25 protein-coding genes are annotated in these 26,920 nt (G+C 66.3%); 11 read left to right on the top strand and 14 right to left on the bottom strand.

What is annotated here, in order from left to right; all coding sequences use genetic code 11:
* Positions 1-13 precede the first annotated feature (13 nt).
* From PS060_RS00795 to PS060_RS00780, 4 genes are read left to right on the top strand one after another with little or no spacing between them, the layout of a single operon-like run.
* Positions 14-1,228, top strand: coding sequence for a class I SAM-dependent methyltransferase (locus PS060_RS00795; RefSeq protein ID WP_273984843.1), 1,215 nt, complete (start codon positions 14-16; stop codon positions 1,226-1,228).
* Positions 1,225-1,584, top strand: a complete 360-nt coding sequence (locus tag PS060_RS00790) for a hypothetical protein (RefSeq protein ID WP_273984842.1) — start codon at positions 1,225-1,227, stop codon at positions 1,582-1,584. The genes PS060_RS00795 and PS060_RS00790 overlap by 4 nt, the downstream gene beginning before the upstream one ends.
* Before the next feature lie 49 nt (positions 1,585-1,633).
* Entirely contained in the window at positions 1,634-2,326 is a 693-nt protein-coding gene (locus PS060_RS00785) for a hypothetical protein (RefSeq protein ID WP_273984841.1), read from the top strand.
* Between the two features lie 13 nt (positions 2,327-2,339).
* Entirely contained in the window at positions 2,340-2,654 is a 315-nt protein-coding gene (locus PS060_RS00780; protein ID WP_273984840.1) for a DUF1330 domain-containing protein, read from the top strand.
* Here the strand turns inward: PS060_RS00780 and PS060_RS00775 are convergent.
* From PS060_RS00775 to PS060_RS00745, 7 genes are read right to left on the bottom strand one after another with little or no spacing between them, the layout of a single operon-like run.
* Positions 2,635-3,234: a VOC family protein gene (locus PS060_RS00775; protein ID WP_273984839.1), complete on the bottom strand. Its 600-nt coding sequence runs from the start codon at positions 3,232-3,234 to the stop codon at positions 2,635-2,637. The two genes, PS060_RS00780 and PS060_RS00775, sit on opposite strands and share 20 nt — an antisense overlap.
* A complete protein-coding gene (locus PS060_RS00770) occupies positions 3,231-4,412 on the bottom strand; it encodes a CaiB/BaiF CoA transferase family protein (protein WP_273984838.1) in 1,182 nt (393 codons plus the stop codon). Before PS060_RS00770 ends, PS060_RS00775 begins: the two co-directional genes overlap by 4 nt.
* Positions 4,409-5,329: a hydroxymethylglutaryl-CoA lyase gene (locus PS060_RS00765; protein WP_273984837.1), complete on the bottom strand. Its 921-nt coding sequence runs from the start codon at positions 5,327-5,329 to the stop codon at positions 4,409-4,411. The genes PS060_RS00770 and PS060_RS00765 overlap by 4 nt, the downstream gene beginning before the upstream one ends.
* Positions 5,326-5,931: a 3-isopropylmalate dehydratase small subunit gene (gene leuD / locus PS060_RS00760; protein ID WP_273984836.1), complete on the bottom strand. Its 606-nt coding sequence runs from the start codon at positions 5,929-5,931 to the stop codon at positions 5,326-5,328. Before leuD ends, PS060_RS00765 begins: the two co-directional genes overlap by 4 nt.
* Positions 5,928-7,307: a 3-isopropylmalate dehydratase large subunit gene (locus PS060_RS00755; protein ID WP_273984835.1), complete on the bottom strand. Its 1,380-nt coding sequence runs from the start codon at positions 7,305-7,307 to the stop codon at positions 5,928-5,930. The genes leuD and PS060_RS00755 overlap by 4 nt, the downstream gene beginning before the upstream one ends.
* 10 nt (positions 7,308-7,317) lie before the next feature.
* A complete protein-coding gene (locus PS060_RS00750; protein ID WP_273984834.1) occupies positions 7,318-7,818 on the bottom strand; it encodes a DUF3598 domain-containing protein in 501 nt (166 codons plus the stop codon).
* Positions 7,815-9,158, bottom strand: coding sequence for an alpha/beta fold hydrolase (locus PS060_RS00745; protein WP_273984833.1), 1,344 nt, complete (start codon positions 9,156-9,158; stop codon positions 7,815-7,817). Before PS060_RS00745 ends, PS060_RS00750 begins: the two co-directional genes overlap by 4 nt.
* A gap of 104 nt (positions 9,159-9,262) precedes the next feature.
* On the opposite strand from PS060_RS00745, the gene PS060_RS00740 reads away from it, so the two are divergent.
* From PS060_RS00740 to PS060_RS00720, 5 genes are read left to right on the top strand one after another with little or no spacing between them, the layout of a single operon-like run.
* Entirely contained in the window at positions 9,263-9,943 is a 681-nt protein-coding gene (locus PS060_RS00740) for an isochorismatase family protein (protein ID WP_273986973.1), read from the top strand.
* A 2-nt stretch (positions 9,944-9,945) separates the two neighbouring features.
* Complete coding sequence (locus PS060_RS00735; RefSeq protein WP_273984832.1) at positions 9,946-10,824, top strand: polysaccharide deacetylase family protein; 879 nt, start codon at positions 9,946-9,948, stop codon at positions 10,822-10,824.
* Positions 10,821-11,735 (top strand): polysaccharide deacetylase family protein, encoded by a 915-nt coding sequence (locus PS060_RS00730; RefSeq protein WP_273984831.1) that lies wholly within the window; start codon positions 10,821-10,823, stop codon positions 11,733-11,735. The genes PS060_RS00735 and PS060_RS00730 overlap by 4 nt, the downstream gene beginning before the upstream one ends.
* A complete protein-coding gene (locus tag PS060_RS00725) occupies positions 11,732-13,150 on the top strand; it encodes an aldehyde dehydrogenase family protein (RefSeq protein ID WP_273984830.1) in 1,419 nt (472 codons plus the stop codon). Before PS060_RS00730 ends, PS060_RS00725 begins: the two co-directional genes overlap by 4 nt.
* Positions 13,150-14,184, top strand: coding sequence for a zinc-dependent alcohol dehydrogenase family protein (locus PS060_RS00720; protein ID WP_273986971.1), 1,035 nt, complete (start codon positions 13,150-13,152; stop codon positions 14,182-14,184). The genes PS060_RS00725 and PS060_RS00720 overlap by 1 nt, the downstream gene beginning before the upstream one ends.
* Here PS060_RS00720 and PS060_RS00715 read toward each other — a convergent pair.
* The 7 genes from PS060_RS00715 to PS060_RS00685 all read right to left on the bottom strand — a co-directional run bounded on the left by PS060_RS00715 (position 14,181) and on the right by PS060_RS00685 (position 23,384).
* A complete protein-coding gene (locus PS060_RS00715; protein WP_273984829.1) occupies positions 14,181-14,906 on the bottom strand; it encodes a hypothetical protein in 726 nt (241 codons plus the stop codon). The two genes, PS060_RS00720 and PS060_RS00715, sit on opposite strands and share 4 nt — an antisense overlap.
* Complete coding sequence (locus PS060_RS00710) at positions 14,906-15,967, bottom strand: nitrilase-related carbon-nitrogen hydrolase (RefSeq protein WP_273984828.1); 1,062 nt, start codon at positions 15,965-15,967, stop codon at positions 14,906-14,908. Before PS060_RS00710 ends, PS060_RS00715 begins: the two co-directional genes overlap by 1 nt.
* 79 nt (positions 15,968-16,046) lie before the next feature.
* Complete coding sequence (locus tag PS060_RS00705) at positions 16,047-17,627, bottom strand: FAD-binding oxidoreductase (RefSeq protein WP_273984827.1); 1,581 nt, start codon at positions 17,625-17,627, stop codon at positions 16,047-16,049.
* Positions 17,627-18,931, bottom strand: coding sequence for an MFS transporter (locus PS060_RS00700; RefSeq protein ID WP_273984826.1), 1,305 nt, complete (start codon positions 18,929-18,931; stop codon positions 17,627-17,629). The genes PS060_RS00705 and PS060_RS00700 overlap by 1 nt, the downstream gene beginning before the upstream one ends.
* Positions 18,928-19,749, bottom strand: a complete 822-nt coding sequence (locus tag PS060_RS00695; protein WP_273984825.1) for an alpha/beta fold hydrolase — start codon at positions 19,747-19,749, stop codon at positions 18,928-18,930. The genes PS060_RS00700 and PS060_RS00695 overlap by 4 nt, the downstream gene beginning before the upstream one ends.
* A complete protein-coding gene (locus PS060_RS00690) occupies positions 19,739-20,809 on the bottom strand; it encodes a VOC family protein (protein WP_273984824.1) in 1,071 nt (356 codons plus the stop codon). The genes PS060_RS00695 and PS060_RS00690 overlap by 11 nt, the downstream gene beginning before the upstream one ends.
* Positions 20,810-20,846: 37 nt before the next feature.
* Positions 20,847-23,384, bottom strand: coding sequence for a TonB-dependent receptor (locus PS060_RS00685; protein ID WP_273984823.1), 2,538 nt, complete (start codon positions 23,382-23,384; stop codon positions 20,847-20,849).
* A 191-nt stretch (positions 23,385-23,575) separates the two neighbouring features.
* Between PS060_RS00685 and PS060_RS00680 the strand changes: the two genes are divergently transcribed.
* A complete protein-coding gene (locus tag PS060_RS00680; RefSeq protein WP_273984822.1) occupies positions 23,576-24,256 on the top strand; it encodes a hypothetical protein in 681 nt (226 codons plus the stop codon).
* Positions 24,257-24,422: 166 nt separating this feature from the next.
* The gene (locus tag PS060_RS00675) at positions 24,423-26,906 is read left to right on the top strand and encodes a TonB-dependent receptor (protein ID WP_273984821.1); all 2,484 of its coding nucleotides are present in this window, start codon (positions 24,423-24,425) and stop codon (positions 26,904-26,906) included.
* Positions 26,907-26,920: the final 14 nt, after the last annotated feature.

The following is a 26,920-nucleotide window of genomic DNA, read 5'->3' as shown; positions in this document are numbered from 1 at the left end:
AGAGGAGCTGCCCATGGCCAATGATCTACCCCCGCCTTACACCGCGATGAGTCGCCATCCGATGATGCCGCGGGTCTCCCATGATGAGGCGGCTCGGTTCAATTTCCTGACGCACTTCAATCGCTATCTGTCCGGGACTGTCGGTGCAGGCAATCGGCTCGCCTATGAGAAGCGGGTACTGCCTGCCTTCCGGGCCGAACATGGCCGCGATCCGGAGCATCGCTATGAAATCCGCGATGCGATGAATGAGGATTCCTGGCACAGGATGTGGTCGGCGCTGAAGCGCAATTCGATGGAGATGCGGCAGCACAACGGACGGCAGGTCGTGCTGCGCCAGCTTGACGAGCTCGACGCGATGGCGCGCCAGTTCAACGAACATTCCGGGATGCTCGCGCTCGATCCGGCCATCGAACAGCCGGATTATCAGACCTGTGTCGATATCCACTGCCAGCCGGGCGGCTATCACGGCGGCGAGCGCGAGGGCGACGTCACGGTCGGCGCGAATTACGATGTCGGCCTGTTCGCCACCACCGGCGGCGCGCTCGGCGGGCTCAATGATGGCGGCGGGCAGGCGGTGGTCGGCTGGATCAAGGCCGAGCGGCCCGACTGGAAGCCACGCCGCATCCTCGATATCGGCTGCACTATTGGTCACAATGCCGTGCCGATCGCGCAGGCTTTCCCCGATGCCGAGGTCATTGCCATCGATACCGCTGCGGCATCGCTGCGCTACGGCGCAGCCCGCGCGGCGGCACTGGGGGTGACCAACATCCGCTTCGTGCAAGCCTCGGGCGAGGATCTGTCGCGCTGGACGGACGGGCATTTCGACTGGGTGCAGACCACAATGTTCCTGCACGAGCTTTCGGCCAAGGCGATGCCGCGCATCCTCGCAGAGGCCAACCGCGTGCTCGCTCCGGGCGGGCTGATCCTGCATATCGAACAGCCGCAATATTCCGACGAAATGCCGCTGTTCGAGCAGTTCATGCGCGACTGGGATGCGTTCAACAACAACGAACCGTTCTGGTCGGCGATGCACGGGCAGGATCTGAAGGAAGTCATGGCAAAGGCCGGATTCCCGCAGGACAGTCAGTTCGTCGCCGGGGTGCGCGCGGTGGTCGATCCGGCGATCTTCCCGCCATCGCCCGACGCGGGAGAGGAGGATTACGGCCGCGCCGCGATCTGGAACGCCTATGGCGCGTGGAAGCCGCTGGCCAAGGCGCAAGCGGCATGAGTGGGGAACTCGATTGGGTCGCGCTCTCGGGCCGCCGCGCCAAAGGCAAGCGTCCCGCGTTCTTCGACGAACCGGCCCTCGACCGGCTCTATTCCACAGTCTTCGCGCTCGCCGCCGAAGTCTCGGCGCTGCGCGAGCGGCAGGATACGATCGAACGCCTGCTCGATGCCAAAGGCACGCTGAGGCGCGAGGATATCGAGGCCTACGCACCTGACCGGCGGGCCGGCGAGGAGCGGGGGCTGGCAACGCGGGCCTATATCGCGCGGATCATGCGCGGCTTTCAGCAGGAGGTCGAGGCGATGGAGGCGCATGATCCGCCGATCATGGACATCGTCGAAAAGCTGACGCGCGAATAGGGACAAGCGGCGCGGACGGGGCGCCGCCAACAGGGGGTCAAAAGCGACAATGGAATTTCTCGCGAGCAACGAACTCGCCATCCTCAGATGGGTCCACATCCTTTCGATGGTATATTGGCTGGGGGGTGAGTGGGGCGTGTTCCAGACCAGCTACCACGTTACCAACCCGGCCCTGTCGCTCGAAGAGCGGCGGCGGCACATGGAAACCGCCTACCGCATCGACATCCTCGCGCGCACCGGGATCGTGCTGCTGCTCCCGCTGGGGCTGCACATGGGCAAGATCTACGGTTTCGTTCCGCTGCTCGAAGGCGTGGGCGTGTGGTGGATGTGGCTGTTCTTTGCCGTGTGGCTCGGCATGACCTGGACCGCTTTCATCAAGCGCGAGACCGATCTCGGCATTGCCGTCACCCGCACCGAGGAACTCCTGCGCTATCCGCTGATCCTCGCACTGTTTGCGGCGGCAGCGATGGCCTTTGCCGATAGCGGCCCGATCACCTCAGGGTCGACCAATCTGTGGTATCCTTCCAAGATGGGGCTCTATGCCTTCGCGCTGTGCATCGGGCTGTTCCTGCGCCTCGTGATGCGGCGCTGGACCGAGCGGTTCCGGATCCTTGCCATGGGACCGAATGCCGAACAGGAAGCCGCGCTCGCCCGCGAGATCGCGCTCGCGCGGGTGGCGGCCTATATCTACTGGATCACCATCGCCTCGGTCTGTTTCCTCGGCGCGGTGAAGCCGTTCTGAGGGAGCGCCTGCAATGCCCGCCTACATGATCGTCACCGCCGCCATCCGCGACCGCGAGGCCTTTATCGCAGGCTACGGTGCGGCGGCGGCGGCGCTGATTCCGAAGTTCGGTGGCGAATACCTGTTGCGCGGGCCGGGCGCCGAATGCCTCGAAGGCGCCTTCGGGGATGGTGCGAGCATGGTGATCTCCAAATGGCCCGACCGCGCTGCGGCCAGGGCCTTCTGGAACAGCCCCGACTATGCCGAGGCCAAGAAGCTGCGCGAAGGCCTCGCCGATGTTCAGGTATTGCTGATCGACGGGCCTGATCTCATTCTAGGATCTGGTTGAGCTCGATCAGGATCCCGTCGGGGTCGAAGAAATTGCAGCCCATCACCCGGATGTCCGGCCCGCCGTTCCGGCCCGGATAGGTCTGGAGCCGCGCTTCGGCGGTGAAGGTGACACCTGGCACCTGCTTGGCGCGCGCGCAGCGGCCCGGGACATCGTCGGTGTTGAGCACCAGCACGACGTCGCCCGGCCCCATGCGCTTGGGGTAATCGCTTGCCGGGATCGCCGGATCGACCCACTCCATCAGTCCGATCCAGCCGACCCAGGGATCATTGGCATTGAGCAGCACCAGACGCGCGGTTGCCCCCGGTTCGCCCGCCGGGAGCGCGACGCCGGAGGTCTGCACCGTGGTATCGTAATTGACCTGAAGCCCGATCACGTCGCGGTACAGCGCGAGCGACTTCTCCATATCGCGCACGATGATCGTCGCGCGTCGGACGTCGGTCGGCAGGCGTTCCTTGGGGGTTGCGACACCCGGTGACGCTGTTGGGGCCGCAGCGGCGGTGCGCGGGGTACTGGTGCCGATATTGACGGCGCATCCCGCCAGCAACGCGGCCATTCCCGCCAGTGCGATCATCCTCATGCGCTCTCTCCCACCGCGCCGCCTGCAATCAGGGCGGCGATTGTCTGTTCGTCGTAACCCATCCCTTCGAGCACAGCCCGCGCATCACGTCCCGGCTTTGGCAGGTGCTGGGGCGCACCGATCCGCGCGCCACCCATCTCCAGCGGAATGGTCGGCAGGCGCACCCCGGTGCCGTTGTCGAGGGTGACGTCCTCCAGCCCGCCGTGTTGGAGGTGGGGATCGTCGAACAGGTCTTCGGGCTTGCCGATGGGCGCGAAGGGCAGGCCCGAGCCATCGAGCTTGGCGATCACCTCGGCGCGGGTCATGGTGGCGACGAGGGCGCGGATTTCGGGGATGATGCGGTCGCGCGCGGCGACGCGGGCGTTGTTTTCGCGCAAGGTCTCGTCGGCCCACAAGGCATCGAGCGCGAACAGGCGGCAGAACTTCTCCCACAGCGCATCGGTGACGACGCCGATGAACACCGGCTCGTCCTTCGTCTCGAACACGTCGTAGATCGCCCAGGCCGAGACCCGCGCTGGCATCGGCGCGGCAGGGCTGCCGGTGACGGCGAACTGCGCCATGTGCTGGCCGACGAGGTAGGTGGTGGTCTCGAACAGGCTGGCGGTGACCTTCTGTCCGCGGCCCGTGCGGTGGCGTTCCTCGAGCGCGGCGAGCACGCCGATCACCCCGAACATCCCGCCCGTAACATCGATCACGCTCGCGCCCGCGCGCAAGGGGCGTCCCGGCGGGCCGGTCATGTAGGCGAGCCCGCCCATCATCTGCGCGACCTCGTCCAGCGCGGTGCGCTGTTCGTAGGGGCCGGGCAGGAATCCCTTTTCCGAGCAATAGACGAGGCGCGGGTTGGCGGCGGCGCAGCTGTCGTAATCGAGCCCGAGCCGGTCGAGCGCGCCGGGGCGGAAGTTCTCGACCAGCACATCGGCGCGCGCGACCAGATCCTTCGCCACGGCGATGCCGTCCCCGGACTTGAGATCGAGGCAGATCGACTGCTTGCCGCGATTATACATCGGGAAGTAGCCCGCGCCCGAGCCCCTGAGGCGGCGGGTGTTGTCGCCGCCGATGGGTTCGATCCGCACCACCTCGGCACCGAGCCCGGCGAGGATATGGCCGACCACCGGGCCCATCACCATGTGGGTGAACTCGACGACGCGGATTCCGGCGAGCGGGGAGGGGGCGCTCATGCGGCGATCCTCTGCGCGTAGTCTTTCATCGGCCCCGCATCCGGAGTGAAGCCGTAGAGCGGCTCGCCCGGCAGGGCTTCGGCGAGGATGGTGCGCACTTCGAGCAGCTTCTCAAGGTCAATGCCGGTCTTGAGACCCATGCTGTTCAGCATCAGCACGAGGTCTTCGGTGACAAGGTTGCCCGAAGCCCCCGGCGCGAAGGGACAGCCGCCGAGCCCGCCGAGCGAGGCATCGAAGGTGGTGATCCCTTCCTCCAGCCCCGCCACGACATTGGCAAGGCCGAGCCCGCGCGTGTTGTGGAGGTGCAGCGTCGTTATCTTCTCCGCCCCCACCGCCGCGCGCACCTTCCTGACCAGCCGCCGCACCTGCGCCGGGTCGGCATAGCCGGTGGTGTCCGAGAGCGAGAATTCCTGCGCCCCTGCCTCGACCGCCTTCTCGGCGAGGCGCACCACGGCATCTTCGCTCACCGCGCCTTCGATGGTGCAGCCGAACGCGGTCGACAGGCCGACCGCGAAGTGGATGCCGTGTTCACGCGCGATTGCTGCCGCTGCGGCGATCTCGGCCAGCATCGCGGGGTGATCCTTGCGCACGTTCTTGAGCGAGTGCGTCTCGCTCATCGAGAAGGGGATGCTCATCGCGTGCACCCCGGCCTCGGCAGCGCGGGCGGCGCCTTTGGCATTGGGCACCAGCGCGACGACGTTGAGCCCTGCGATCCCCCGCGCGAAGGCGACCAGTTCGGCGGTGTCGGCCATCTGCGGGAGCAGGCTCGGCGGCACGAAGCTGCCCACCTCGATCTCGCGCACGCCCGCCGCTGCCTCGGCCGCGATCCACCGCTTCTTGGCTTCAAGCGGCATGATGCGGCTGATCGACTGCAACCCGTCGCGCGGGCCGACTTCGGAGACGAGGATGTCGGTCATGTGGCGTTCTCCAGATAGGCCCAGGGCCTTGCCTGCCGGTCGCTTGCGAGCCATTGCAGGATGGCGGGCTTCTGCTTGAGGGTGAGGTCGATGGCGTCCAGACCCTCGGCCAGCATCGTCTTGGCTTCAGGATCGATGGCAAAATGCCAGGTCTCGCCGCCCGCGTTGACGGTTTGCGTGGGCAGGTCGATTGTCACCATCTGCCACACGAGGCCGCGCACGACGGCCTCGGGCAGTTCCACGGGAAGCAGGCCGTTGCGGATGCAATTGCCCTTGAAGATCGGGGCGAAGGAGGGGGCGATGATCGCCTCGATCCCGAACTCGGCCAGCGCCCAGACGGCGTGCTCGCGGCTCGATCCGCACCCGAAATTCCTTCCCGCCAGCAGCAGGCGGGTGCCGATGGCGTCGCGTTGGTTGAGCACGAAACCGGGATCGCGAATGCGCGCCGCCGCGTCGGTGTAGCGCCACGGCGCGAACAGGCCCTCGGCCAGCCCCGTGCGTCCGGTGGTCTTCATCTCGCGGCTGGGGATGATGGTATCGGTGTCGATATTGTCGCGCAGCAGCGGCACGCCGGGGCTGGTGATGGAAGAGAACGGCGTCATGCGCGCGCCTCCCCGGCGGCGAGGAGGCGCGGATCGGCGATGGCTCCGGCAATCGCGCTCGCCACAACGGTTTCTGGCGAGGCGATGTGAGTGCGGATGCCCGGGCCTTGCCGGCCTTCGAAATTGCGGTTGGTGCTGGAGATGACGCGCGAGCCCTCGGGGAAGCCCTCGCCGCCCGCGTAGAAGCACAGCGAGCAGCCACTCATGCGCCATTCGAACCCGGCGTCTGTAAAGATGCGGTCGAGCCCCTCGGCCTCGGCCTGGCGCTTGACCGCGAGCGAGCCGGGGACGACCAGCGCCTTCCTGATCGAAGGGGCGATGCGGCGGCCCTTGAGCAATGCGGCAGCGCGGCGCAGATCGGAGATGCGGCTGTTGGTGCAGCTCCCGATGAAGGCTGCATCGATCGGCGTTCCGGCCAGCGGCGCTCCGGGGGCAAGGCCGATATAGTGATGCGCGCGCTCGGGCCCCTGCGGCACGGCGGCGGTGACGGGTATGGTATGTTCTGGACTGGTGCCCCAGCTCACCATCGGTGCGATGGCGGCGGCGTCGATCACGATCTCGCGTTCGAACGCCGCGTCGGGATCGGAGCGCAATGTTGCCCAGTAGCGATCATCGAAGGCTTCCGGCGCGTAAGGCCGACCGGCGAGGTAGGCGAAGGTCTTTGCGTCCGGCGCGATGATGCCGGTCATGGCGCTGAACTCGGTCGCCATGTTGCACAGCGTCATGCGCCCTTCCATGTCGAGCGCGTTCACCGCTTCCCCGGCGAACTCCACCGCATGGCCCGCCCCGCCGCCCGCGCCGTGCGCCGCGATCAGGGCCAGCGCCATGTCTTTTGCTGTTACGCCGGGCGCGAGTTGGCCGGTGAAGGTCACGCGCATCGTCTGGGGGCGCTCCATCCTCAGCGTGCCGGTGACCATCGCGTGCTCAGCCTCGCTGCTGCCGATGCCCCACGCGAGCGCCCCGAAGGCACCCTGGGTGCAGGTATGGCTGTCGGGCGCAACCAGCGTCAGGCCGGGCAGGACGATGCCCTGTTCGGGCGAGATCACATGGATGATCCCCTGATCGCGGTCGTTGACGTCGAACAGCGTGATACCCGCCGCGCGCACCGCCGCGCGGGTCTCGGTGATGAATCCCTCGCCGCCGGGCATGAGTGTGCCGTCGCCGCGGCCCGGGCGGGTGTCGACGATATGGTCCATCACCGCGAAGACCCGCGTCGGATCGAGCACGCCGCGCCCGGTTTCCGCCATCCGCCTGAGCGCCGCCGCGCCGGTGCGCTCGTGCAGGAACACACGGTCTATCGCGATCAGGTGTGCGCCGCCCGCCGTGTCGGCGATACGGTGCGCGTCCCAGATCTTGGCGAACAGGGTGTGTCCCATCGGAGCCGCGTCAGCCTTTTGCCTTCATCTCGGCATCGATCGCGCGCCAATCCCGGGTCACAAACCTCTCCTGGATCGCCGTGCGGGTTTCCAGCATCCCGTTCCTGATCCAGTGCCACGTCCGGCAGCGATGCTGGCCGCAATCGGAAATCTGGATCTGCTCGTAGAGGTAGAGCGACGGGTCGCCGGTGCGCTGCCAGTAGAGCATCATCGTGCGGTTGTATTCGTCGAGCGGCACTTCCGCAGCCCAGCCCTGAATCAGCTCGTTGTCCCACCAGATCCGCCCGTCGCGATAGGTCGCGGGGAAATCGCGCACCTCGGTGCGGCCGTCGGGCCAGCGATAGTGGTTGGTCTGGTGATAGGGCACCTCCGGGTCGCCGGTGATGCGGCACAAGAGGCGGCTGGCGTGCTCGTCGATCTTCTCGTTCGCCGCGTTGAAATAGGAATAGGTGCCGTCCCATACCCCCTCGTGGCGGGCGAGCAGCGGCATGGCCTTGGCGAAGTCGTTCATCGGGTCTCTCCGTTGATGTGGACGAGTGTATCATGCCAGCGGCGCGCGGAAGATCCGGCAACGATCAGTGCGCGTGCGCGGCGCTGGAGCGCGCCCGGATCGAGCACGCCCGGATCAAGCGGGATCGCATGAGCGGCGTTTGCTTCATACCACGGCGCGAAGAAGGCCTGCGCCCGGGCGACCTGCCATGCACGCTGGAGATAGTTGCCGAAGCGATCGGGCGCGAGATCGGGATAGAGCAGCGCGGGATCGCCTTGCGGGGGCGGGGGCCACAGGATCGCCTCGGCCCCGAGCGCCAAGGCGGCTTCCTCGACTGCGGCGCGCGGATGTTCGAAGTCGTCCGACAGTCCGTGCCCCGGCGCGTCGATCACGAGGGTGCCGGCTTCGGGGTCGACCAATTCGCACCCCGGCGCGTGAAGCACGAGGCGGTCGGCGCCGGGCGTGCCTTTCCAATGAATCAGCCCGCCCTCGACGGGCACCCAGCCTTCCCCGGCATCCTCGACCAGCGGCGGGCAGGGCGCTTCGCCGCTGTGCTCCCTCAGGAAGGCGAGGCTGGCGGCCTGATGCTCGGCCGGGGTGGCGAGCTTGTGCGCCTCCCAGCCTGCGGGCATCGGCCCGAGCCGGTCGATATGCGCCTGCAAGGGATCGCCGTCATAGGCGCTGATGAGGCAGGGCGGCACTGGCGCTTCGGGCGGCGGAATATCGCGCGGCGCGCGCAAGACAGCGCCATACCCCGCCTGATATGCATTGCCCGCTTCGAGCATCTCCATCACGGCCTGCGCCACCCGCGCAACATCGGCATGGGCGACCGACAGCCGCGCTTCCTCGCGCGTGTCGAACCACGGGAAGACCCAGCTTTGTTCCAGCATCCGGTTCCACAGCCAGGCCAGATGCTCGCCATAGGGGGTGGGGTGGAATTCGGGGAGGTAGCGCTCCCCGAAGAGACGCATCTCCGCTTCGCTCCAGATCGCATATCCGCCAACGGCGAGGCAGCGGAACCGCTGCGGATGGCGCTTGATCGCCGTGACCAGAATGATCCCGCCCGAATGGAAGCCATAGGCCGGACAGGCCTCAATCCCGAGCGCGTCTATCGTTTCGACCAGCGCATCGGCAAAGTCTGCGATCTCCGGGGTGCCGGGCAGCGGATCGGATTGGCCAAAGCCCGGAGTATCCGGCGCAATGCAGGTGAAATGCGCGCCCCATTGGCGCATCAGCGGCTCGTATTCCACCGAGGAGCGCGGGCTCTGGTGCACCATCAGCAACACCGGCCCGAGCCCGCAGCGGCGATAATGCACCCGCCGCCCGCTTCCGGGAATGGTCAGGATGTGCCGCATGATCATGGCGTCAAAGTTGTCCGGACAAATTTCACTCGACAAGCCTCTACGCGCGTTTATTGTCCCCTGTCAAAGCGGAATCTAACACCCAGGGAGCTGCGCGCGAAATGGTGGAACTTATCGGCACGAAGATGATCGCGGACGGCAAGACCGCGCGCCAGTTGTTCGAGGAGGTGATGGCCAATCCCGCCCGCCGCAAGTTCGGGTTTGGCAGCAAGCTTGCTGTAATCAATGTCGATGTGCAGCAGGCCTACACCCGCCTCGATATGTTCAAGACCGCCTATGAAACCGATCCGCGCCAGATTGAACATATCAACACCATCAGCCGTCTGGCGCGCGAACGCGGGATGCCGGTGATCTGGAGCCGCGTCGCATACAAGGCCGATGCGGGCGATGCGGGCGTGTGGGGCACGCGCACCGATACCGAGGACAGCCTCCAGAACATCAAGTACGACAGCGAACGCCACGCCTATGATCCGCGCTGCGAAATCGGTCCGGACGATCTCGAATTTACCAAGCGCATGCCCAGCGCCTTCTTTGAAACGCCGCTGGTAAGCTACCTCACCTTCCACCGCGTCGATACCGTGGTGGTGACCGGCGGCAGCACGTCGGGCTGCGTGCGGGCGACGGCGGTCGATGCGCTCAGCCATGGCTATCGCACCATCGTCCCGATCGAGACCTGCGCTGACAAGCACGAAAGCTATCACTTCGCCAACCTGACCGATCTCCAGCTGAAATATGCCGATGTCGAGCCCGTCCAGGCGGTGATCGACTGGCTGGAGGCGCGCTGACCATGCGGGAGGGTGCGAGCGATCCGGGGCTCTACGATTACCATCCCTACAACGCGCGGCGGAAGATCGTGTGGCCGGGGGGCAAGTCGGTCGCGGTATGGGTCGCGCCCAATCTTGAATATTACGAGATCGACCCGCCCGCGCACCCCAAGCGCAAGGCTTGGGCCCGCCCGCATCCCGATGTGGTCGGATTTGCGCACCGCGATCATTCCAACCGGGTGAGCCACTGGCGCATGGCCGAGGTGATGAGCCGCCACGGCTTTCCCGGCTCGGTCAGTCTCTCGGTCGCGCTATGCCAGCACCATCCCGAGGTGGTCGCCGATGCCACCGCGCGCGGGTGGGAGTTCTTTAGTCACGGCATCTATAACACGCGCTATTCCTATGAAATGACGGAGGAACAGGAGCGCGCGATCATCGAGGATTCGATTGCCACGGTGCGCGCCGCCACCGGGCAGACGATCCGCGGCTGGCTCGCCCCGGCACTGACCCACACGCCGCGCACGCTCGATCTGATTGCGGAATATGGCCTCGATTACACCTGCGATCTCTATCACGACGATCAGGTGCAGGAGGTGAAGGTGGCAAAGGGCCGGCTCGCCTCGATCCCCTATAGCCTTGAGGTCAACGACCACTACGGCTTCTTCGTCTACAACATGAGCGGGCGCGAATATGCCGAGACGCTGATCCGTCAGTTCGAGCGGCTGGCGGCCGAGGGCGAGCGGTCGGGGACGGTGATGTGCATTCCCTTGCACGCCTATCTGATCGGCCAGCCGCACCGCATCGGGCCGTTTGAGGAAGCGCTGCGCCACATCGCTGCCGATGGCCGCGCCTGGATCGCGCGGGCGGGCGAGATTGTGGATGCGTGGAGGGCGCAGCAATGAGCGTTCTGCCCGACAGCTACCTCGAATATCAGCGCCGCCGCGAGGGTTACGATCACGACCTCTATCAATGGTCGAACATGCACGCCCGTCCGCCTGTGCAATGGCCGCAAGGCTCCGTCGCGGTGTGGCTCTGCGTCAGCCTCGAATGGTTCCCGATTATCCCGGGAGGCCCGTTCACTGCACCCGGCCACATGGTCACCGCCTATCCCGACTACCGCCACTACACCGCCCGCGATTACGGCAACCGGGTCGGCGCTTGGCGCTTTCTCGAGGCCTTCGAGAAGGCCGGGGTGAAGGCCAGCTTTGCCGCCAATGCCGCGATTGCCGAACGCTATCCCGAACTGGTCGCGGCGGTGATCGACGGGGGGCACGAGATCATCGCCCATTCGACCGACATGAACGGCACCATCGATTCCACTCTCGCACCCGAAGCCGAAGCCGCCTTGGTGGCCGAGGCGATGGAGCGGATCAAACGGGCCAGCGGCGTGCGGCCGACCGGATGGCTTTCCATCGCCCGTCAGCAGAGCTTCCACACCCTCGAGATCCTCAAGGATGCGGGGTTAAGTTACTGCTGTGACTGGGTAAATGATGAAATGTCCTATCGCTTCGCCAATGGTCTCATCAACCTGCCGCTCAACCATGAACTGTCCGACCGGCAGATCATCACCGTCCAGCAGAAGAGCGCCGACAGCTGGGCCGAGAGTATGCGCGATGCCTTTGACTGGCTGGCCCGCGAGGCGGCGGAGCAGGGCAGCGGGCGGATGCTGCCGATCCACCTGACACCCTATATCATGGGCCTGCCTTACCGCATCGGCGCGCTCGAATGCCTGCTCGCCGATCTCGCCGCGCGGCCCGAGGCGTGGTTTGCGCGCGGGGACGAGGTGATCGCGGCGTGGGAGACGGGGCGATGAAGGCGCGCAATCCCCGCAGCGGGATCGAGGACTATGCCTACTCGCCCAGCAGCCGCGCCGATATCGCCGCCGAAGCCGCACGGCTGCGCGCAATGCAGTCGGGCTGGGAGGCGCTCGGGCCCGATGGTCGCGCGGGCGTCCTCCTGCGTCTTGCCGATGCGCTCGAGGCTGACGCTGGCGCGATTGCCGCGGCGCTGGCGGTCGATACCGGACGGCAGACAATCGCCGCGATCGAAGTGCAGGGCTTCATCGCCAATATCCGCCGCTGGGCAAAGCGCGGGCCGGAGCTGTTCGCTGGGCTGGAGCGCGGGCCGAAGCCCTCGCTGACGCCGGGGATCGAGCTGCTGACCGGCTACAGCGCGTTCCCGCTCTTCGGGGCGATCGCGCCGTGGAACTTTCCGGTGGTGCTCAGTCATATAGACGCGGTGCCTGCGCTGATGGCGGGATCGGCAGCGCTGGTGAAGCCGTCCGAAGTCACGCCGCGCTTTGTCGCGCCGATGCGCGCGGTGCTGGCGCAGGTGCCCGAATTGCCGTTTGCCTATGTGATGGGCGGGGCGGAGGTTGGCCAAGCGATGATCGAGGAGGTCGACTATGTCTGCTTTACCGGCTCGACTGTGACCGGGCGCAAGGTCGCCGAGGCGGCGGCGCGGCGGCTGATCCCGGCCAATCTCGAACTCGGTGGCAAGGATCCGATGATCGTTACCGCCAGCACCGAGCCTGAATGGGCCGCGCGCGTCGCGCTGCGTGCCTCGATCGTCGCCACCGGGCAGGCGTGCCAATCGATCGAGCGGATCTATGTTGCGCGCGCGATTGCCGAGCCGTTCCTCGCCGCGCTGGTTGCGGGCGCCGAGGCTGTGCGCCTGACCCATCCCGATCCGGCGAGCGGGCACCTTGGTCCCTTCATCTTCCCCGATCAGGCCGACAAGGTGCAGGCCCAGATCGACGCCGCCGTGGCAGACGGCGCACGGGTGCTCGCCGGCGGAACGGTCGAGCGGCTCGAGGGAGGTGCCTATCTCCGGCCGACGATACTGGTCGACGTCACACCCGCCATGGCGGTGATGCGCGAGGAGACCTTCGGCCCGGTGCTGCCGGTGACGGTGTTCGACAGCATCGACGAAGCCATCGCGCTCGCCAATGACAGCGCCTATGGCCTGTCGGCGGCGGTGCTCGCCGGTTCGCTGGAAGAGGCTGCCGCGCTTGCTCCGCTGCTCGATGTCGGCGCGGTTTCGCTGCAGGATGGGGCGCTGACCAGCATGGTCGGCGATGCCACCAACCTGTCGCGCAAGGGCTCGGGCCTCGGGCCGAGCCGGATGGGGGACAGCGGCCTCACCCGCTTTCTGCGCGAACAAGCGCTGATCCGCCAGACCGGCACGGCGCTGACGATCGATGCCTATGCCGAAAGGGGCGGATCGTGATGCGCGCCTGGGAGATCGGGCCGCGCAATTGCGGCAGCCGGGGCATCGACGGCTTGCGGCTCGCCGGGCGCGCGGAGCCTCAGCCGGGGCCGGGCGAGGTGCTGGTGCGGGTGATCGCCGCCGGGCTCAACTACCGCGATCTGATGGTGCTGCGCGGGCAATATGGAGCGGCCCTGCCCGAAACTCGCGTGCCGCTGTCGGATGGCGTGGGCGAGGTGATCGCGCTGGGTGAGGGGGTAACGGACCTGGCGCCGGGAGACCGTGTCATTGCCCCGCATTTCCTGACCTGGCGCGATGACGCTGGTTATTCGCCCGCGGTGTTCGCTGCCGACATGGGAGTGAGCGCCGACGGTTGGCTGGCCGAGCGCATCGTGCTGCCCGCGGCGGCGGCGTTGCGAGTGCCCGCGAGCGTCGCCGACCTGACTGCCGCCAGCCTCGCTGTCGTCGGCGCGACGGTGTGGCACGCCATGGTCGCATTCGGCGGGGCGGGGGCGGGCAGCCTCGTGCTGGCGCAGGGCACCGGTGGGGTTTCGGTCTTCGCGCTGCTGCTGGCCAAGGCGATGGGGGCGCAATTCGCGATCACCTCGTCGAGCGACGAAAAGCTGGAGCGCGCGCGCGCTCTGGGAGCGGACTTCACGGTCAATTACCGCTCCCGCCCGGACTGGAGCGCCGCGCTGCTCGAGGCGACCGGCGGGCGCGGCGCGGATGTGGTGGTCGACACCCTCGGCTTTTCCGCACTGGGCGAGACCATCGCTGCCTGCGCGCCCAACGCACGGATCGGCACGATTGGGGCGCTCGCGGGGTCGCCGCAGGACGTCGCCAGCGCCAGCCAAGGCGTGCTGATTGGCAAGAACATCGCGATCAAGGGCATCGCCAGCGGCAGCCGCGCCATGCTCGAAGCCGCGTTGGGGGTGGTGGCAGAGCAGGGTATCGCGATCCCGGTCGATCACGAGTTTGCCTTCGCCGATGCGCCCGCCGCCTTTGCCTGCCTCGATAGCGGCGGGCATTTCGGCAAGGTGGTGATCCTGCTCTAGCGGGTAAGTTCGACCAGTTCGTAGCGGTTCATCATGTAACCGTCGATCGCGCCATAGACGAACACCGAATCCGCGTCCGCCGTCACCCACATGTCGTAATCGGGGTGGGTCTTGCCGCCCATGCCCTCGCCGCTGTCGTCGACGAAACGGAAGTGGCGGCAGGCGAAGGTGCCGGCGGCGACCGACTTTTCCGCCTCGCCGACATATTCGAGCGTGATGAACACCTCGGCGAGCTGCGGCGGGGTGGCACCGCGGTGATCGGGCGAGGGCAGGAACACCCTGAGGCGGCGTTTGTGCGGCCCCTTGCTCACGTCCATGATCCGCGTCAGGAAGCCGTCGCCCGCAATCGGGTGCGTGCCGAAGCCATCAAACGCGCCGACATCCTCGCGCAGTTCCGAATTGCGCCCGATGGCCGGGCCGTAACTCTCGCAGGACAGCGTCCCGGCCGCGGCATCGTGGCGCATCCAGCCCGAGCCGAGGAATTCGTCGCCCACCGTCAGATGCACCAGCAGGTTGTGCGGCACCATGCCCGGGCCGATGTGATAGGTGACATTGCGCAGCACCGTGGGATCGGGCTCCTCGATCTCGCACTGCGCGCTCATCACCACCGAACCGTCGGCGTGGTGCGAGAAGTTGAACCACTCGCGCCCGCGCTCGCGCCCCTGCCATTCGGGCTTCACCGAGGTGTAGTTGATCCGCCCCCTGACGTTGCGGTGCTGCATCAGATCACTCCTGCCTTGACGAGCCGTTCGATCACTTCGCCTTGCGCGCGTTGGAAGTGGTCGCGGTCTGGGATGACGGGCTTGCCGCTCTCCATCATGCCGTCCGGGCCGCGGAACGGCGCAGCGGCTGCGGCATAGCCTTCTGCGAAAAGCGCCGGGCGCTGTCGGGCGAGGTAGTTGGTCATTGCCGGGGTGCGGCGCGCTTCGCGCAAGGCTGCAAGATCAAGCGCGGCAAAGGCGGTGAAGGTCTCTCCGTCGCCCGACTGCGCCACAATGCGCCCCTTCCAGTCGACCACCTGGCTGTTGCCGTCGGCGCTGGCAAGCGGCATCGCCGTGCCGGAAATTCCCGCCGTATTGGCCGAGACGACATAGGCGAGGTTCTCGAAGGCGCGGGCCTGCTTGGCGATGTCCTTGTGGGTGGCGAGCGGTGAGCCGATCTCGGACGAGGAATGGCAGAACACCTCCGCCCCGCGCAGCGCCAACGCACGGGCGATTTCGGGATAGAGGATCTCCTCGCTGGCAATGCAGGCGAGGTTGCCGATGGCCGTGCGTGCGACGGGGAAGACGCCTTCAAGGCCATATTTGTCGAGATAGGCCTCCCACACATCGTGCGGGGACGGCGCAAACATCGACAGCAGACGTCGATACCGCAACACCACCGCACCGGACGGGTCAATGATGAAGCTGGTCTGGAAGTAGAAATCGGGGAAGGCCGCGTCTGTTTCGTAAGCGTTGCCGGCCAGGAACATTCCGAGCCGTTCGGCCACCCCGCCCAGTGCCGCATATTCCGGCCCGTCTGCGGCAAAGCCGACCCGTGCGGCGAAGTCGGGGATGGAAATGCGTCCCGGATAGGAGGTGAAGAGATACTCCGGCAGCACCACCAGCTTCACCGGCTTGCCCGAATATTGCGCCACGAAGATCGCGCTGGTGCGGATCTGGCCTTCGAGTTCGGCGATATGCGCGAGGATCGCCGCGCGGGCGCTGGCGGTGTCGGGCAGGCGTTCGAGCGAGCGTGCGGTCAGTTGCATCGCCATCGCGGAAAATGAGGCAGTCTCGGTCACGGTGTCTCCTTGAGCGAAGGCGAGCGGCGCGCGGGCAAGAACGGCGGCGCCCAATCCTGCGGCAAGCGTGCGGCGGCGGTCAATCAGCGGCATCGCCGCCCAGCCCGAGCGCGCCGGGGTTCATCAGGCCGTGCGGATCGACCTGCCGCTTGAGTGCGCGCAGGATCGCCCAACCAGCCGGATCGTGGCGATTGCCGAGCGGATAGGTCCGCGCGATCTGCAGATGGATCGCCCCGAGGCTCTGGAAAATCGCGATTACCTCGCCCTTGAGCCGCTCGACCAGCGCGGTCGCTGCGGGGCTGTCGGCGAGCTTGGGCAGCCGCGCGAGGTGGTCGGCCTCGACCGCATGGGCGTGAAGCGGATTGTGCTCGCCCGGCCAGAAGAACACCGGCTCGATCAGGCAGGAGGAACGTCCCGTCGCCGCGATCAGCGCCCCGGTTTCGACCTTGAGGCGGGCCATCTCCGCCGCGTTCGCGTCCCACAGCGCCTGCAACCGCTCCCACGCCTCGACCAGCCGCGAATGGGGCAGGAAGCCGTGCACCGGTACCCAGCGCTCGCCGCCCGGGCCGAGCATCGAATTGGGCGGGGGAAAGGGGTTGGCGCGCAGGATCTTGGGGATCGAGTTTTCCACCATGCTCCCGCCATTTTCGCGCACGATCGCCTCGATCGCGCGCATATCGGCATCGACCGCGCCCTGATGTCGCCCCTCGGCGATGCAATGCAGACTGAAGGGCACCCCGTCGAGGAACGAGCGCCCCGCAAGCGCGACCTTCGCGCCTTCCTTCATCGCCTTGAAGATGCCGCCCGCCTTGGCCTCGGCCTTCAGCATATTGCCGAGCTGCTTGGCATCCTTGACCAGCGAATCGCGCTTCATCCGCTGCGCTTGCAGGAAGGGGTCGAAGGCGAAGCTCTCGGACGCGAGTTCGGCCCGGGCAATCGCGCTCATCGCGCGCAGCAGCGCATCATGGCGTTCGAAGCTGAACGAGCCATAGGCAAAAGCGGTGGCCTCGCGCACCAGTTTGAGCCGCACTCGCGCCTTGACCCCGAAGGCACCGCAATCGGCCGCGAACAGCCCGGTGAGATCGGGGCCATAGGGGCGGAAGAATTCCGAGCCGGTCGAGATGATCGTGCCATCGGCGAGCACCACGTCGAAGCTCACCGCGCTGTCGACCGCGCTGCCGCTCCGCGCGCCCCAGAAGATGCCGTTCTGGCTCATCCCGCCGCCGACCGTGGCGCGGATGCCCGAGAGCGTGCCCCAGGCCATGACGCGCAATCCGCGCGGGGCGAGGGCGCGGTGGAGCTTGTCCCAGCTGATCCCCGCTTCGACCGTGGCGACCATGTCGGTTTCGTCGATGGCGATGATTGCATCGAGCGCTTCGGTGTCGACCAGCAGGAACGGCCCGCCATTGTAGAGATAGCCGCCGGTGTAGCTCATGCCCCCGCCGCGCGGGACGATGGCAATCCCTGCGGCGGTCGCCGCGCCGATCCCGGCGGCGAGTTCCGCGACGCTGGCGGGCCGGAACACCGCAAGCGGGCGTGCGCCGCTGGTCAGCACGTCATGGCTGTAGAGCGACAGCGCGGCATCGTCGGTCAGCAACGCGGCGGGACTGACCGCGTGCCTGACCGGGGCGAGCGGATTGTCCTGTGCAAGGCTCGCCATCACGCCGGCTCCATCGTTACCGGGGCAGGTTCATCTTCGCCCGCGGCCTCTGGCAGGGTTTCCGGATAGCGGCCAAGCAGCAGCAGCAAAGCACCCCCGGCGATGAAGGCGCCGATGGCCAGCGTCAGCACCGGATCATAGCTGCCGGTGCGGTCGAACGCCTGCGCATAGATTACCGGTGAGGCGGCCGAGCCGAGGCCAAAGGGCATATACAGCATCCCGTAGATCCGCCCGTAATTGGCCATCCCGAAATAGCGGCCCGTGAGATAGGCGATCAGATCGCTCTCGGCCCCGGCAGCAAAGCCGAGCAGGAAGCCCGCCAGCGCAGCGAGCGGAAAGGTGATCGAGTCCCCCAGCAGGATCCACGCCGAAGCAGCCGGCAGGCACAGCAGCGGGAAGGCGACAAAGCCCTGCCAGAACCGGTCGAGCAAGGCTCCGGTGATGATCCGTCCGGCGAAGATGCCGATGCCGAGTATCCCCATCACGCTTGCCGCTGTCTTGGCGTCGACCCCGCGCAAAGCGAGCATGGTCGGCATATTGATGAAGGCGCCACCGAAGGCGGTGGCGATGCAGGCGATCGACAGCCAGATGATCCAGAAGCGATAATCCGCCAGCGCCTTGCCGAGTGTCACGCCGGTCAGCTGCCCGCTTTCGCTCTCGATCGCGCGGGGGCGTTCGTCGGCCCGGGGCTCGCGAAACAGGAAGAAAGCGACCGCCAGCGCCGCGAGCGGGAACAGCGCCACCGCAGCGAACATCGCGCGCCAGCCCTGCGCCTCGATCACCTCGACCGCAAAGCGCGGCACGACCATCGCGGCAAGGCTGGTGCCAAGCAGCAGGATGCCGAGCGCGAGGCCGCGGTTTGTGTAGAACCACAGGTTGATCGCGCGGCTCCATGTCACCGGGGTCGAACCGATCCCGACAAGGCCGATCACCGACCACAGGGCGTAATAGACATACAAGGCTGTGCGAGCGTCGCCTGTCGGGGTCAGCGCCACGGCGGCAAAGGACAGTGCGAAGGCAAGCAGTGACCACAGCGCGACCGGGCGCACCCCGAAGCGGTCGGCCATCCAGCCGAACACCGGGGCAAGCACGCTGGCGATCACCCCGAACAGTGTGATCGGCAGCACCGCCTCGGTCTGGCTCCAGCCGAACTCCTCGCGCAGCGGGCCGACCGTGAAGCCGATGATGTTGTAGGGGATCGGCGAGGCGCCGCACATCACCCCCAGCACTCCGGCCAGCAGGACTTTCCAGCCCTTGGCGAATTCGCCGCGGGTGTCTGCGGTATCGGTCTGGTCGGCGGTCACGCTGGCTCCTGTGGTGACGGATGATGGGTCATGCCGGCTGCGGGAAAGTGACGCAGGTGCGCGAGCGTGTCCAGCAACAGCCGCGCCGTGGCCTCGGGGCTGGTCAGCATCGCTTCGTGCCCTGTGGCAAGTTCGGCATAGCGCCACTCGGGATCGGCAGCGGCGATGCGGGCGAGGTAGGGAAACTGCGTCCCTGTCAGTGCCGGGGCGGTGCAATGGACATAGGTGCGCGGGATCCCCGCCGGGCCGTCATGCGCCAGTCGGATCGGGTCGAGCCACGTCTTCAGCGGATGCGGGGTCAGCAACGCGGCCACCCGGTCGTGTTGCGGATCGTCCGGAGGGATGCCCAGCATCGACGGCGGAAAGGCCGCCATCGCGATCCCGTCAGGTGCAAGTCCGCGCAATCCGGCCTCGGCGGCGGCAATCGCTTCTGCGGGGCGCGGCGCACCATAGGAGATCATGCTCTCGCCATCGCGGGGCAGGGCGGCATCGAGATAGAGGATGTGGGCGATCCTGTCCTTGAGGACGTCGGCCACCCCGGTGATCACCATGCCGCCATAGGAATGGCCCACCAGTACGAAGCCGGACAGATCGCGCGCGGTGATGTAGTGCGCCAGATCGGCAATGTGATCGGCGAGCGAGGTGTCAGCGGTCAGCTCGTCCGCTCGCTCGGCGAGGCCCGGCAAGGTCGGGGTGTGGACGCGGTGACCTGCTGCCTCGAGGCGTGCGCGCACCAGATCCCAGCACCACCCGCCGTGCCATGCGCCGTGCACCAGCACAAAGTCGCGCGGGGGCTGGCGGGCGGCCTCAGCGGGCATGGTAGAATTCCGTGAGGTTGCCGTCGGGATCGCGCACGGCGATGATGTCGGCGCTGCCGATCCCGGTGATCGCAATGCCCTTTGCCTCGTAGACCGGCGTCACGCCTTTCGCGGCAAGAAAGGCGCGATATCCCGCCAGATCGGCAACCGGGTAGCGCAACGCAAGGATCCCCCAGTTGGGCGGCGCGGCGAATTGCGACAGATCGCGCCCGGCAAAGCCTTCGAACTGCATCACCTCCACCCGGCCCGTCTCGCCCGGGAGCACCGGCTGGGCGACGGCGGCACGGCGCACCAGGGTGGTGGCGAGATTGGCGGGCACCGAGAAATTATTGGGCCGCGCCTCGGGATCGGTGAAGGGCGCATCGAACAGCACCCCAAAGCCGAGCCGGTCGCGGTAGAAGGCGAGCGCGGCGGGCTGATCCTTCACCATCCGCATCGCATTGAAGGCCTGGCTCAGGCGTCCGACGGGAAAGCCGTCAAACGGCGGGGCGTCGCGCTGGTAGAGCGCGTAATTGACTCCGTGCGGGCCGGTGATCACGACATTGACCAGATCCGAGCCGCCGAAGCGGAAGGCATAGGGCGGGCTTTCGGCCCACCATCCGCGTGCGATCGCTGCGTCGAATTGCGCGGCGACATTCTCGCTGCGCAGCATGATAGAGAAGATTCCGCCCGTGTCCCATGGCCGCGCGGCAAGGCGGATCGGGCGCTGGCCTTCGGCATTGTCGAAGCGGAGATAGCGGATGCAGCCGCTATCGGCGGCCGGGGCGCAGATCAGCAGGAAGGCGCCCGATACCGCTGCGGGCAAGCCCCAGTAATCAAGCTCCCCGCGCGACATTCGGCCGCGCACGATCTCGCGCCAGCCGCCATCGCTGACGAGCCATGCCGCGCTCGCATCGAGATCGGCCACACTCACCACCGCCTCGCTCCACGGCGCGACCCCGAAATCGGCCGCCGCCGTCGGCGCGGGTGCGTCAGCGGCGGCGGCAAGGCTGGGGAGGAGAGCCGCCGCCATGGCCAGCATCGCGGCGGGCAGGGCAGGAGCAGCGGTCAGACGCATCATGACGGCCCGAGGCGCCCCTCCTGCATTGCGAGGATCATCAGAAATCGTACTTCGCCCGCAGCACCCAGGTGCGCGGCGGGTTGAGATAGCTGAAATTGGCGAGCGAGCTTTCGACCGCCTCTTCATCGAGGCAGTTGCGGCATTCGGCGACCAGTGCCCAGCCGCCAACATGGCTGAGGGTGAGGCTGGCGTTGAGAATCCAGCGATCCTGGCTGAACGAGCCGGTGATCGGATCGATCAGATTGCCCAGACCCAGCGTGTTCGACGGGAAAACTGTTCCGGTCGGCCCGGTCACGTCCTGATCGTAGAAGGTGACGTTGCTGGTGCCGACCTCGCTCGAACTGCGCCAGTTGGCGTTGACCGAAGGCGTCAGCGTAACATCACCAAGCGCGATGTCGTAGCTGCCGCCCAGCGCGATGGTGAATTCGGGCGTGCGCACCGGCTCGGCAATCGAACCGTCAGGGGCGACGATGCCGACGCCGCAGGCGGGCGCATTGCTGGTGCCGCTCGCATTGGGCAGGCGGCCCGCGGCAAGCTGCGTCAGACAGGCTGCGCGCTGCGCGGCGACCGATTGCACCCCGTATTCGTCCAGCGCCGGGGCATTGGCATCGATGCGGTATTCATCGTCCTGATAGCCGAGCGAGGCGAACAGGTTCAGCCCCTCGACCGGCACGGTGGTGAATTCCACCTCAAGCCCCTTGTTGCGGTAATCGGCGAAGTTGCGCACCAGGAAGGCGAGCGATCCGTCCCCCCGCACGAAGGCCGACGGGGTCTGGAGATCGGACACGTCGAGCCAGAAAGCCGTGACGTTGAGCCGCACCAGACGGTTGAACAGATCGGTCTTGGCCCCGGCCTCGTAACTCCATGCGGTTTCGGGGCCGAAGGGCAGCAGTTCCCCCGGATTGGTGCCGCGAGCGTTCCAGCCGCCGGACTTGAAGCCGCGGGTGGCCGAGGCGAACAGCAGGACATCGTCGCTGGCTTGATAATTGACGGCAAAGCGCGGCGTGAACAGATCGACCGACTGGCGGGTCGGGATGGCAAGCCCGTTGGGGGCGGTGAGGTTGGCGGTGTCGATGCAGGTCGACGGCCCGAACTGCGCCGCCGCCTGACACAGCCCGCTGGCGAGCCGCGGACGGTTGTCGCGGATCGCGAAGGTCTTTTCCTCGTCGGTGTAGCGGATGCCCGCTGTCACCGTCAGCTGGTCGGTGAGGTTGAGATCGGCCTGCACATAGCCCGCCCATGCCTCGGCCTTGTTGTTGATCACGCGGTCGGCCAGCACCAGCGGGAAGGCGTTGCCGAGCGTGAAGATGTCGCCGAAGTCGGTGCGGTTGTCCTCGTGGAAGTAGAACACCCCGCCCACCACGTCGATCAGCCCATCGCCGAGCGAGCCGGTGAACTTGATTTCCTGCGTGAACTGGGTGTGCTCGCCTTCATTGACGATGGTGAACCCGCCGAAGGGGAAGCCGCGCACGGCTGGCACAGGGGTCGCCAGAGCGGGCAGGCCGCGCCCGTCGCCAAAATCGACCGCGAAGTCCTGATTGAGGTCGACAAAGCCGGTGATGATGTTGACGGCCCAGTCATCGCCCAGCTCGAATTCGAAATTGGACGCGATGAAATCCATCGTCGCCTCATTGCCGAGCCCGAAATTGGCCTTGCGACCGGTCAACAGCGCTCCGAGCGTGGGGCTGACGAAATTGCCGCCTCTGGTCAGGCCCGTGGTGGCAAAGCGGCCATTGCAATTGGCCGGATTGGCCGGATCGCAATCGAAATTGAGCGTGTTGCCCGCGCTCGATGAGGTCTTGATGTAGGAACCCGTCCAGCGCGCGCTGTCCGACAATTCGCCGCGCAGGCCCAGCCGCACGCCCCATCCGTCACTCTGGTTGTCGCGCTCGCCGGTGGTGGTGTTGATGGTGTAGCCATCATCGTCCTGCCAGTAGCCCGAAACCTTGATCGCGAAGCTATCGGCCAGCGGCACATCGAGCGAGGCGCGGGCGAGCTTCTGATCGTAGCTGCCGTAGCCGATTTCGGCATAGCCCGCGAAATCGTCGCCCGGCTCGTTCATGTAGACGTTGATCGCACCGCCGGTGGTGTTGCGACCGAAAAGGGTGCCCTGCGGCCCGCGCAGCACCTCGATGCGGTTGACGTCGAACAGCGAGAGGTTGTTGGCGTTCTGGCGCGAGAGGTAGATGTCGTCGACATAGGTGCCGATCGGTGGGTCGAAGGTGGCAATCGATTCGGTATTGCCGATACCGCGCAGGTAATAGGAATTGGCGGTGCCAAGGCCGGTGTTGTTGAGACCGACGAGGTTCGGCACGAACTGCGCAACGTCGAGCGCGCTGACGATGCCGCGCTGTTCGAGTTCCTCCTGACCGAAGGCGGTGATCGCGATCGGAACGTCCTGCACACTCTCCTGACGGCGCTGGGCCGTGACGATGATGTCGCTCACGCCGCCCTGATCGGCGCTCGGGTCAGCGGTGTCGTCAGCCTGAGCCATCGCCGGGGCGTGGGTTGCAAGCAGTGCAATCGCAGAAGTCATGCCGGCCAGCGCCGGAGTCAGCGAGAATCGGGATTTCATCGGGTGGGCTCCTTACCTGTTCCAAGGCTGGCCGCCTGCTGACGATCCAGATGTCCCTGTCCTGCGTGCACCAAATTTGTCCGGACAAAAGCTTGCCTGTCAAGCGCGGAAATGCAATTTGTCCGGACAACCTGCACGATTATTGTCGTGCCGCGTGCTGTTCGCGCAACAGTCTGACCCGGGAGCCTGCTGTGACCTTGTCTGCTTCTGCCTATCCGACACTCGTTTTTGCCCACCTGCTGCTGTTCGTGTTGTGGCTGGGGGCGGATGTCGGGGTGTTCGTGCTGGGCCAGCATTTCCGGCGGCGGACAGTCTATTCTCTCGATCAGCGGATCGCGCTGCTCAAGCTGCTGGTCGAGGTCGACATGGTGCCGCGCAGTGCCTGGGCGCTGATGGTGCCGCTGTCGCTGAGCGTGGCCGATCTGGGCCAGTGGTGGGATGTGCCCGGATGGCTCCTCGCCGGGGCGTGGGCAATCGGGCTGGTGTGGCTGTGGCTGGTGTGGGATTCGCACCATCACGACCAGACCCCGCGCGCCGCGCGCAATCGCCGGATCGAAGGCTGGCTGCGCTGGCTGATCGGCGGGTTCTACCTGTGGCTCGGCGGGCAGAGCCTGATCGTGGGTGCGCCACTCGAGCCTGATTGGCTGGCGGCCAAGGCGTTGCTGTTCGGCTGCATTTTCGTCGCCGCGATCATGATCGATGTGACCTTCAAGCCGGTCGGCGCGCAGCTGGCGGCGGTGCTGACGCAAGGGTCGAGCGATGCCACCGAGATCCCCCTGCGCCGCACCATGGACCGCACCCGCATCTGGGTGTGGGCGGTCTATCTGCTGCTGCTGGTGACGGCCTATCTGGGCAATGTGAAACCGTTCTGAGCCGCTCCGCACCCTGTGACAGCAATGCCACACAGGCCGCTGGCGAGCGACCGCACACCGCCGCGAAAAAATTTGTCTGGACAAATTTCTTGGCTACGTCAGAAATGAAGGCGGGACAAAGTTTGGGGCATCGCAGTTGCGAGGCTCGACGGGAGGCAGATCGATCATGAGACAGTTTGTTCGCACAATCCTGCTGGCAGCCACCATGCTCACGCCGGGCGCTTTGATGGCGCAAGACGCGGTTGACGACAGTGCGCAGCAGTCTGACGATGGCGTGACGCAGGTGAACGAAATCTTCGTCACGGCCCGCAAGACGCAGGAGCGCCTCCAGGATGCGCCGCTGGCGGTTGCGGTGGTGACGGACGAAGGGATCGACCGGCTCGGGTTCAACAGCGTGACCGATCTGACGCGTGCCACCGCCGGCCTGGTGTTCGACGACAGCTTCGGACGCGACGCCAACCGACCGGTGATCCGCGGGCAAGCCAATATTCTCGGGGACTCGGGCGTCGCCTTCTTCATCGACGGCATCTATTTCAACGGCTCGATTGCCGACTACGACATCGACTCCATTTCGCGCATCGAAGTGGTCAAGGGGCCGCAGAGCGCGCTTTACGGGCGCAACACCTATTCGGGGGCGATCAACATCATCTCCAAGTCACCCGCTGACCGCTGGGGCGGGCGGGTGCAGGCCGATGTTGCCGAAGGCCTGACCTACGACATCAGCGGCTCGCTCAGCGGGCCTCTGGCGCCAGGTCTCGGCCTGATTGTGGGTGGACGCCACTTCAAGAACGAAGGGCTCTTCACCAACCAGTTCGACCAGACGCCGATCGGGGTGCAGGAAACAAGCTCGGGCTTCGCGATGCTCAAGTACGACGACGGCGGCGCGCTGCGCGTCGGGCTGCGCGGGAACTACACCCGCACCCGCGACGGCCAACCGGCGATTTTCGCGACCGATGCCAATGAAAACAACTGCCTGCCCGATAACGGTGCCCTCTATGCAGGGCGTGGACGTTACTTCTGCGGGGTGATCCAGCCGCGACCGGTCAGCAGCGATTACAGCCGCCAGTTCGCCGGAGAATTCGTCGGCAATGCGATCGACACATGGAACGCTGGATTGAGCATCGATGTCGATCTGGCCGACAATCTGACGCTGACATCGCTGACGGGCTACAACCACCGCGAAGCCGTCCAGCGCACCGATGGCGACTATTCTCCCAACCGCTTTCAGGGGGTGATCTTCGCCACCATCCCGCTCGGTCCGCCGACGGCTCCGTCGGTGCCTTTCGGTTTTGCCAGCTCGCAGACCGATTTCTCGTTCTCGAATGCCTCCAAGCGCGAGGATTGGTCGCAGGAATTGCGCCTGCAATACACCACTGATCGCGCCCGCGTGCTGCTGGGCGGCTTCTACTGGGATCAGGACAGTGTCTCGCGCGACAATCGCGTGCTGCCCCCGGGTGCCCAGGCCGAGGCCAATGCCAATATGCTGGCCGCCCGCCAGGCGCGCTGCGCGATCACGCCGCGCTGCGGCTCGCTCAGCCCGGCCTTCCCGCTCGGTACTCTGGCCGAGAGTCGCAACAGCGCGATCGACAATATCCGCAACATGGCGGTGTTTGGCTCGATCAGCTACAACCTCACCGACGCGCTCTCGATCAGCGCCGAAGGGCGGTATCAGGAAGAACGCATCCGCACCCTTGCCCAGACTGCCACGGTGGCGGCAGGCAATATTGGTGCAGCCGTACCGGGCGAGGCGACTTTCCGCGAGTTCCTTCCGCGCATCACGGTCGACTATCAGCTGTCCCCGGATCACCTGCTCTACGGGGTCTATTCGGAAGGGCAGAAGCCCGGCGGCTTCAACGGCGCTGCGGCGATTTCGGTCGGCCGCGCAACCTTTGGGGCTGAGGATGTGAAGTCCTACGAAGTGGGCTCCAAGAACACCTTCTTCGACGGCGCACTGGTGGTGAACCTTGCCCTGTTCCACAATGAGATCGAGGGTTATCAGCTGACCCAGCCGGTCGAAGTCATCAATCCGCCGGCAGCCCCGCAGCAGGTGACCGCGATCAACAATGCCGGCGATGTTCGCATTCACGGCTTCGAGTTCGAGCTGACCGCGCGGCCTACGCCCGAGCTGACCCTTACGGCGAATTATGCCTATGCCAACAGCCGCTTCCGCCGCGGTTCGGACGAGAACCAGGGTGTTCTCAACGATGTGGCCGATGACGGTCTCGTCAACTGCTCGACCGGCGATCAGCTGCCCAACATCTCCGGGTGCCAGTCATTGTTTGGCGACATCACCGGCAAGTCTCTGCCGCGCGCGCCCGAGCACACGGTTTTCGTCGATGTCGATTATCGCCGCGATCTCGGCAACTCCGACTGGGAGATCTTCGCGGGGATCAACGCCTACCTGCTCTCGAGCAGCTTTGCACAGGTGCATAATCTTGCCGAAACGGGGGACTCGGTGGTTTCCGATGTCCGGTTGGGCGCGCAAAATGACACGTTCCGCCTGCAGTTCTATGTGCGCAACCTGTTCGACGAGACCGCGGTCAATCAGCTGATCCGCTACGCCGATGCCAATCGCGACCTGCGCCGCAACTTCATCGCCGGGCTGCGTCCGCCGCGTCGCTTCGGGGTGATTGCGGAGGTGCGCTTCTGACAGACCAGAGGGCG

Origin of the sequence: Erythrobacter sp. BLCC-B19, assembly GCF_028621955.1 — a bacterium.
Lineage (GTDB): Bacteria > Pseudomonadota > Alphaproteobacteria > Sphingomonadales > Sphingomonadaceae > Erythrobacter.
This window is presented reverse-complemented; position numbering and strand designations above follow the sequence as displayed.

Excerpts from the sequence above, each read along its gene's own strand:
- PS060_RS00795 (WP_273984843.1), top strand. The coding sequence starts at position 14 with ATGGCCAATGATCTACCCCCGCCTTACACCGCGATGAGTCGCCATCCG.
- PS060_RS00790 (WP_273984842.1), top strand. The coding sequence starts at position 1,225 with ATGAGTGGGGAACTCGATTGGGTCGCGCTCTCGGGCCGCCGCGCCAAA.
- PS060_RS00785 (WP_273984841.1), top strand. The coding sequence starts at position 1,634 with ATGGAATTTCTCGCGAGCAACGAACTCGCCATCCTCAGATGGGTCCAC.
- PS060_RS00780 (WP_273984840.1), top strand. The coding sequence starts at position 2,340 with ATGCCCGCCTACATGATCGTCACCGCCGCCATCCGCGACCGCGAGGCC.
- PS060_RS00775 (WP_273984839.1), bottom strand. The coding sequence starts at position 3,234 with ATGAGGATGATCGCACTGGCGGGAATGGCCGCGTTGCTGGCGGGATGC.
- PS060_RS00770 (WP_273984838.1), bottom strand. The coding sequence starts at position 4,412 with ATGAGCGCCCCCTCCCCGCTCGCCGGAATCCGCGTCGTCGAGTTCACC.
- PS060_RS00765 (WP_273984837.1), bottom strand. The coding sequence starts at position 5,329 with ATGACCGACATCCTCGTCTCCGAAGTCGGCCCGCGCGACGGGTTGCAG.
- leuD (WP_273984836.1), bottom strand. The coding sequence starts at position 5,931 with ATGACGCCGTTCTCTTCCATCACCAGCCCCGGCGTGCCGCTGCTGCGC.
- PS060_RS00755 (WP_273984835.1), bottom strand. The coding sequence starts at position 7,307 with ATGGGACACACCCTGTTCGCCAAGATCTGGGACGCGCACCGTATCGCC.
- PS060_RS00750 (WP_273984834.1), bottom strand. The coding sequence starts at position 7,818 with ATGAACGACTTCGCCAAGGCCATGCCGCTGCTCGCCCGCCACGAGGGG.
- PS060_RS00745 (WP_273984833.1), bottom strand. The coding sequence starts at position 9,158 with ATGATCATGCGGCACATCCTGACCATTCCCGGAAGCGGGCGGCGGGTG.
- PS060_RS00735 (WP_273984832.1), top strand. The coding sequence starts at position 9,946 with ATGCGGGAGGGTGCGAGCGATCCGGGGCTCTACGATTACCATCCCTAC.
- PS060_RS00730 (WP_273984831.1), top strand. The coding sequence starts at position 10,821 with ATGAGCGTTCTGCCCGACAGCTACCTCGAATATCAGCGCCGCCGCGAG.
- PS060_RS00725 (WP_273984830.1), top strand. The coding sequence starts at position 11,732 with ATGAAGGCGCGCAATCCCCGCAGCGGGATCGAGGACTATGCCTACTCG.
- PS060_RS00720 (WP_273986971.1), top strand. The coding sequence starts at position 13,150 with ATGCGCGCCTGGGAGATCGGGCCGCGCAATTGCGGCAGCCGGGGCATC.
- PS060_RS00715 (WP_273984829.1), bottom strand. The coding sequence starts at position 14,906 with ATGCAGCACCGCAACGTCAGGGGGCGGATCAACTACACCTCGGTGAAG.
- PS060_RS00705 (WP_273984827.1), bottom strand. The coding sequence starts at position 17,627 with ATGGCGAGCCTTGCACAGGACAATCCGCTCGCCCCGGTCAGGCACGCG.
- PS060_RS00695 (WP_273984825.1), bottom strand. The coding sequence starts at position 19,749 with ATGCCCGCTGAGGCCGCCCGCCAGCCCCCGCGCGACTTTGTGCTGGTG.
- PS060_RS00690 (WP_273984824.1), bottom strand. The coding sequence starts at position 20,809 with ATGATGCGTCTGACCGCTGCTCCTGCCCTGCCCGCCGCGATGCTGGCC.
- PS060_RS00685 (WP_273984823.1), bottom strand. The coding sequence starts at position 23,384 with ATGAAATCCCGATTCTCGCTGACTCCGGCGCTGGCCGGCATGACTTCT.
- PS060_RS00675 (WP_273984821.1), top strand. The coding sequence starts at position 24,423 with ATGAGACAGTTTGTTCGCACAATCCTGCTGGCAGCCACCATGCTCACG.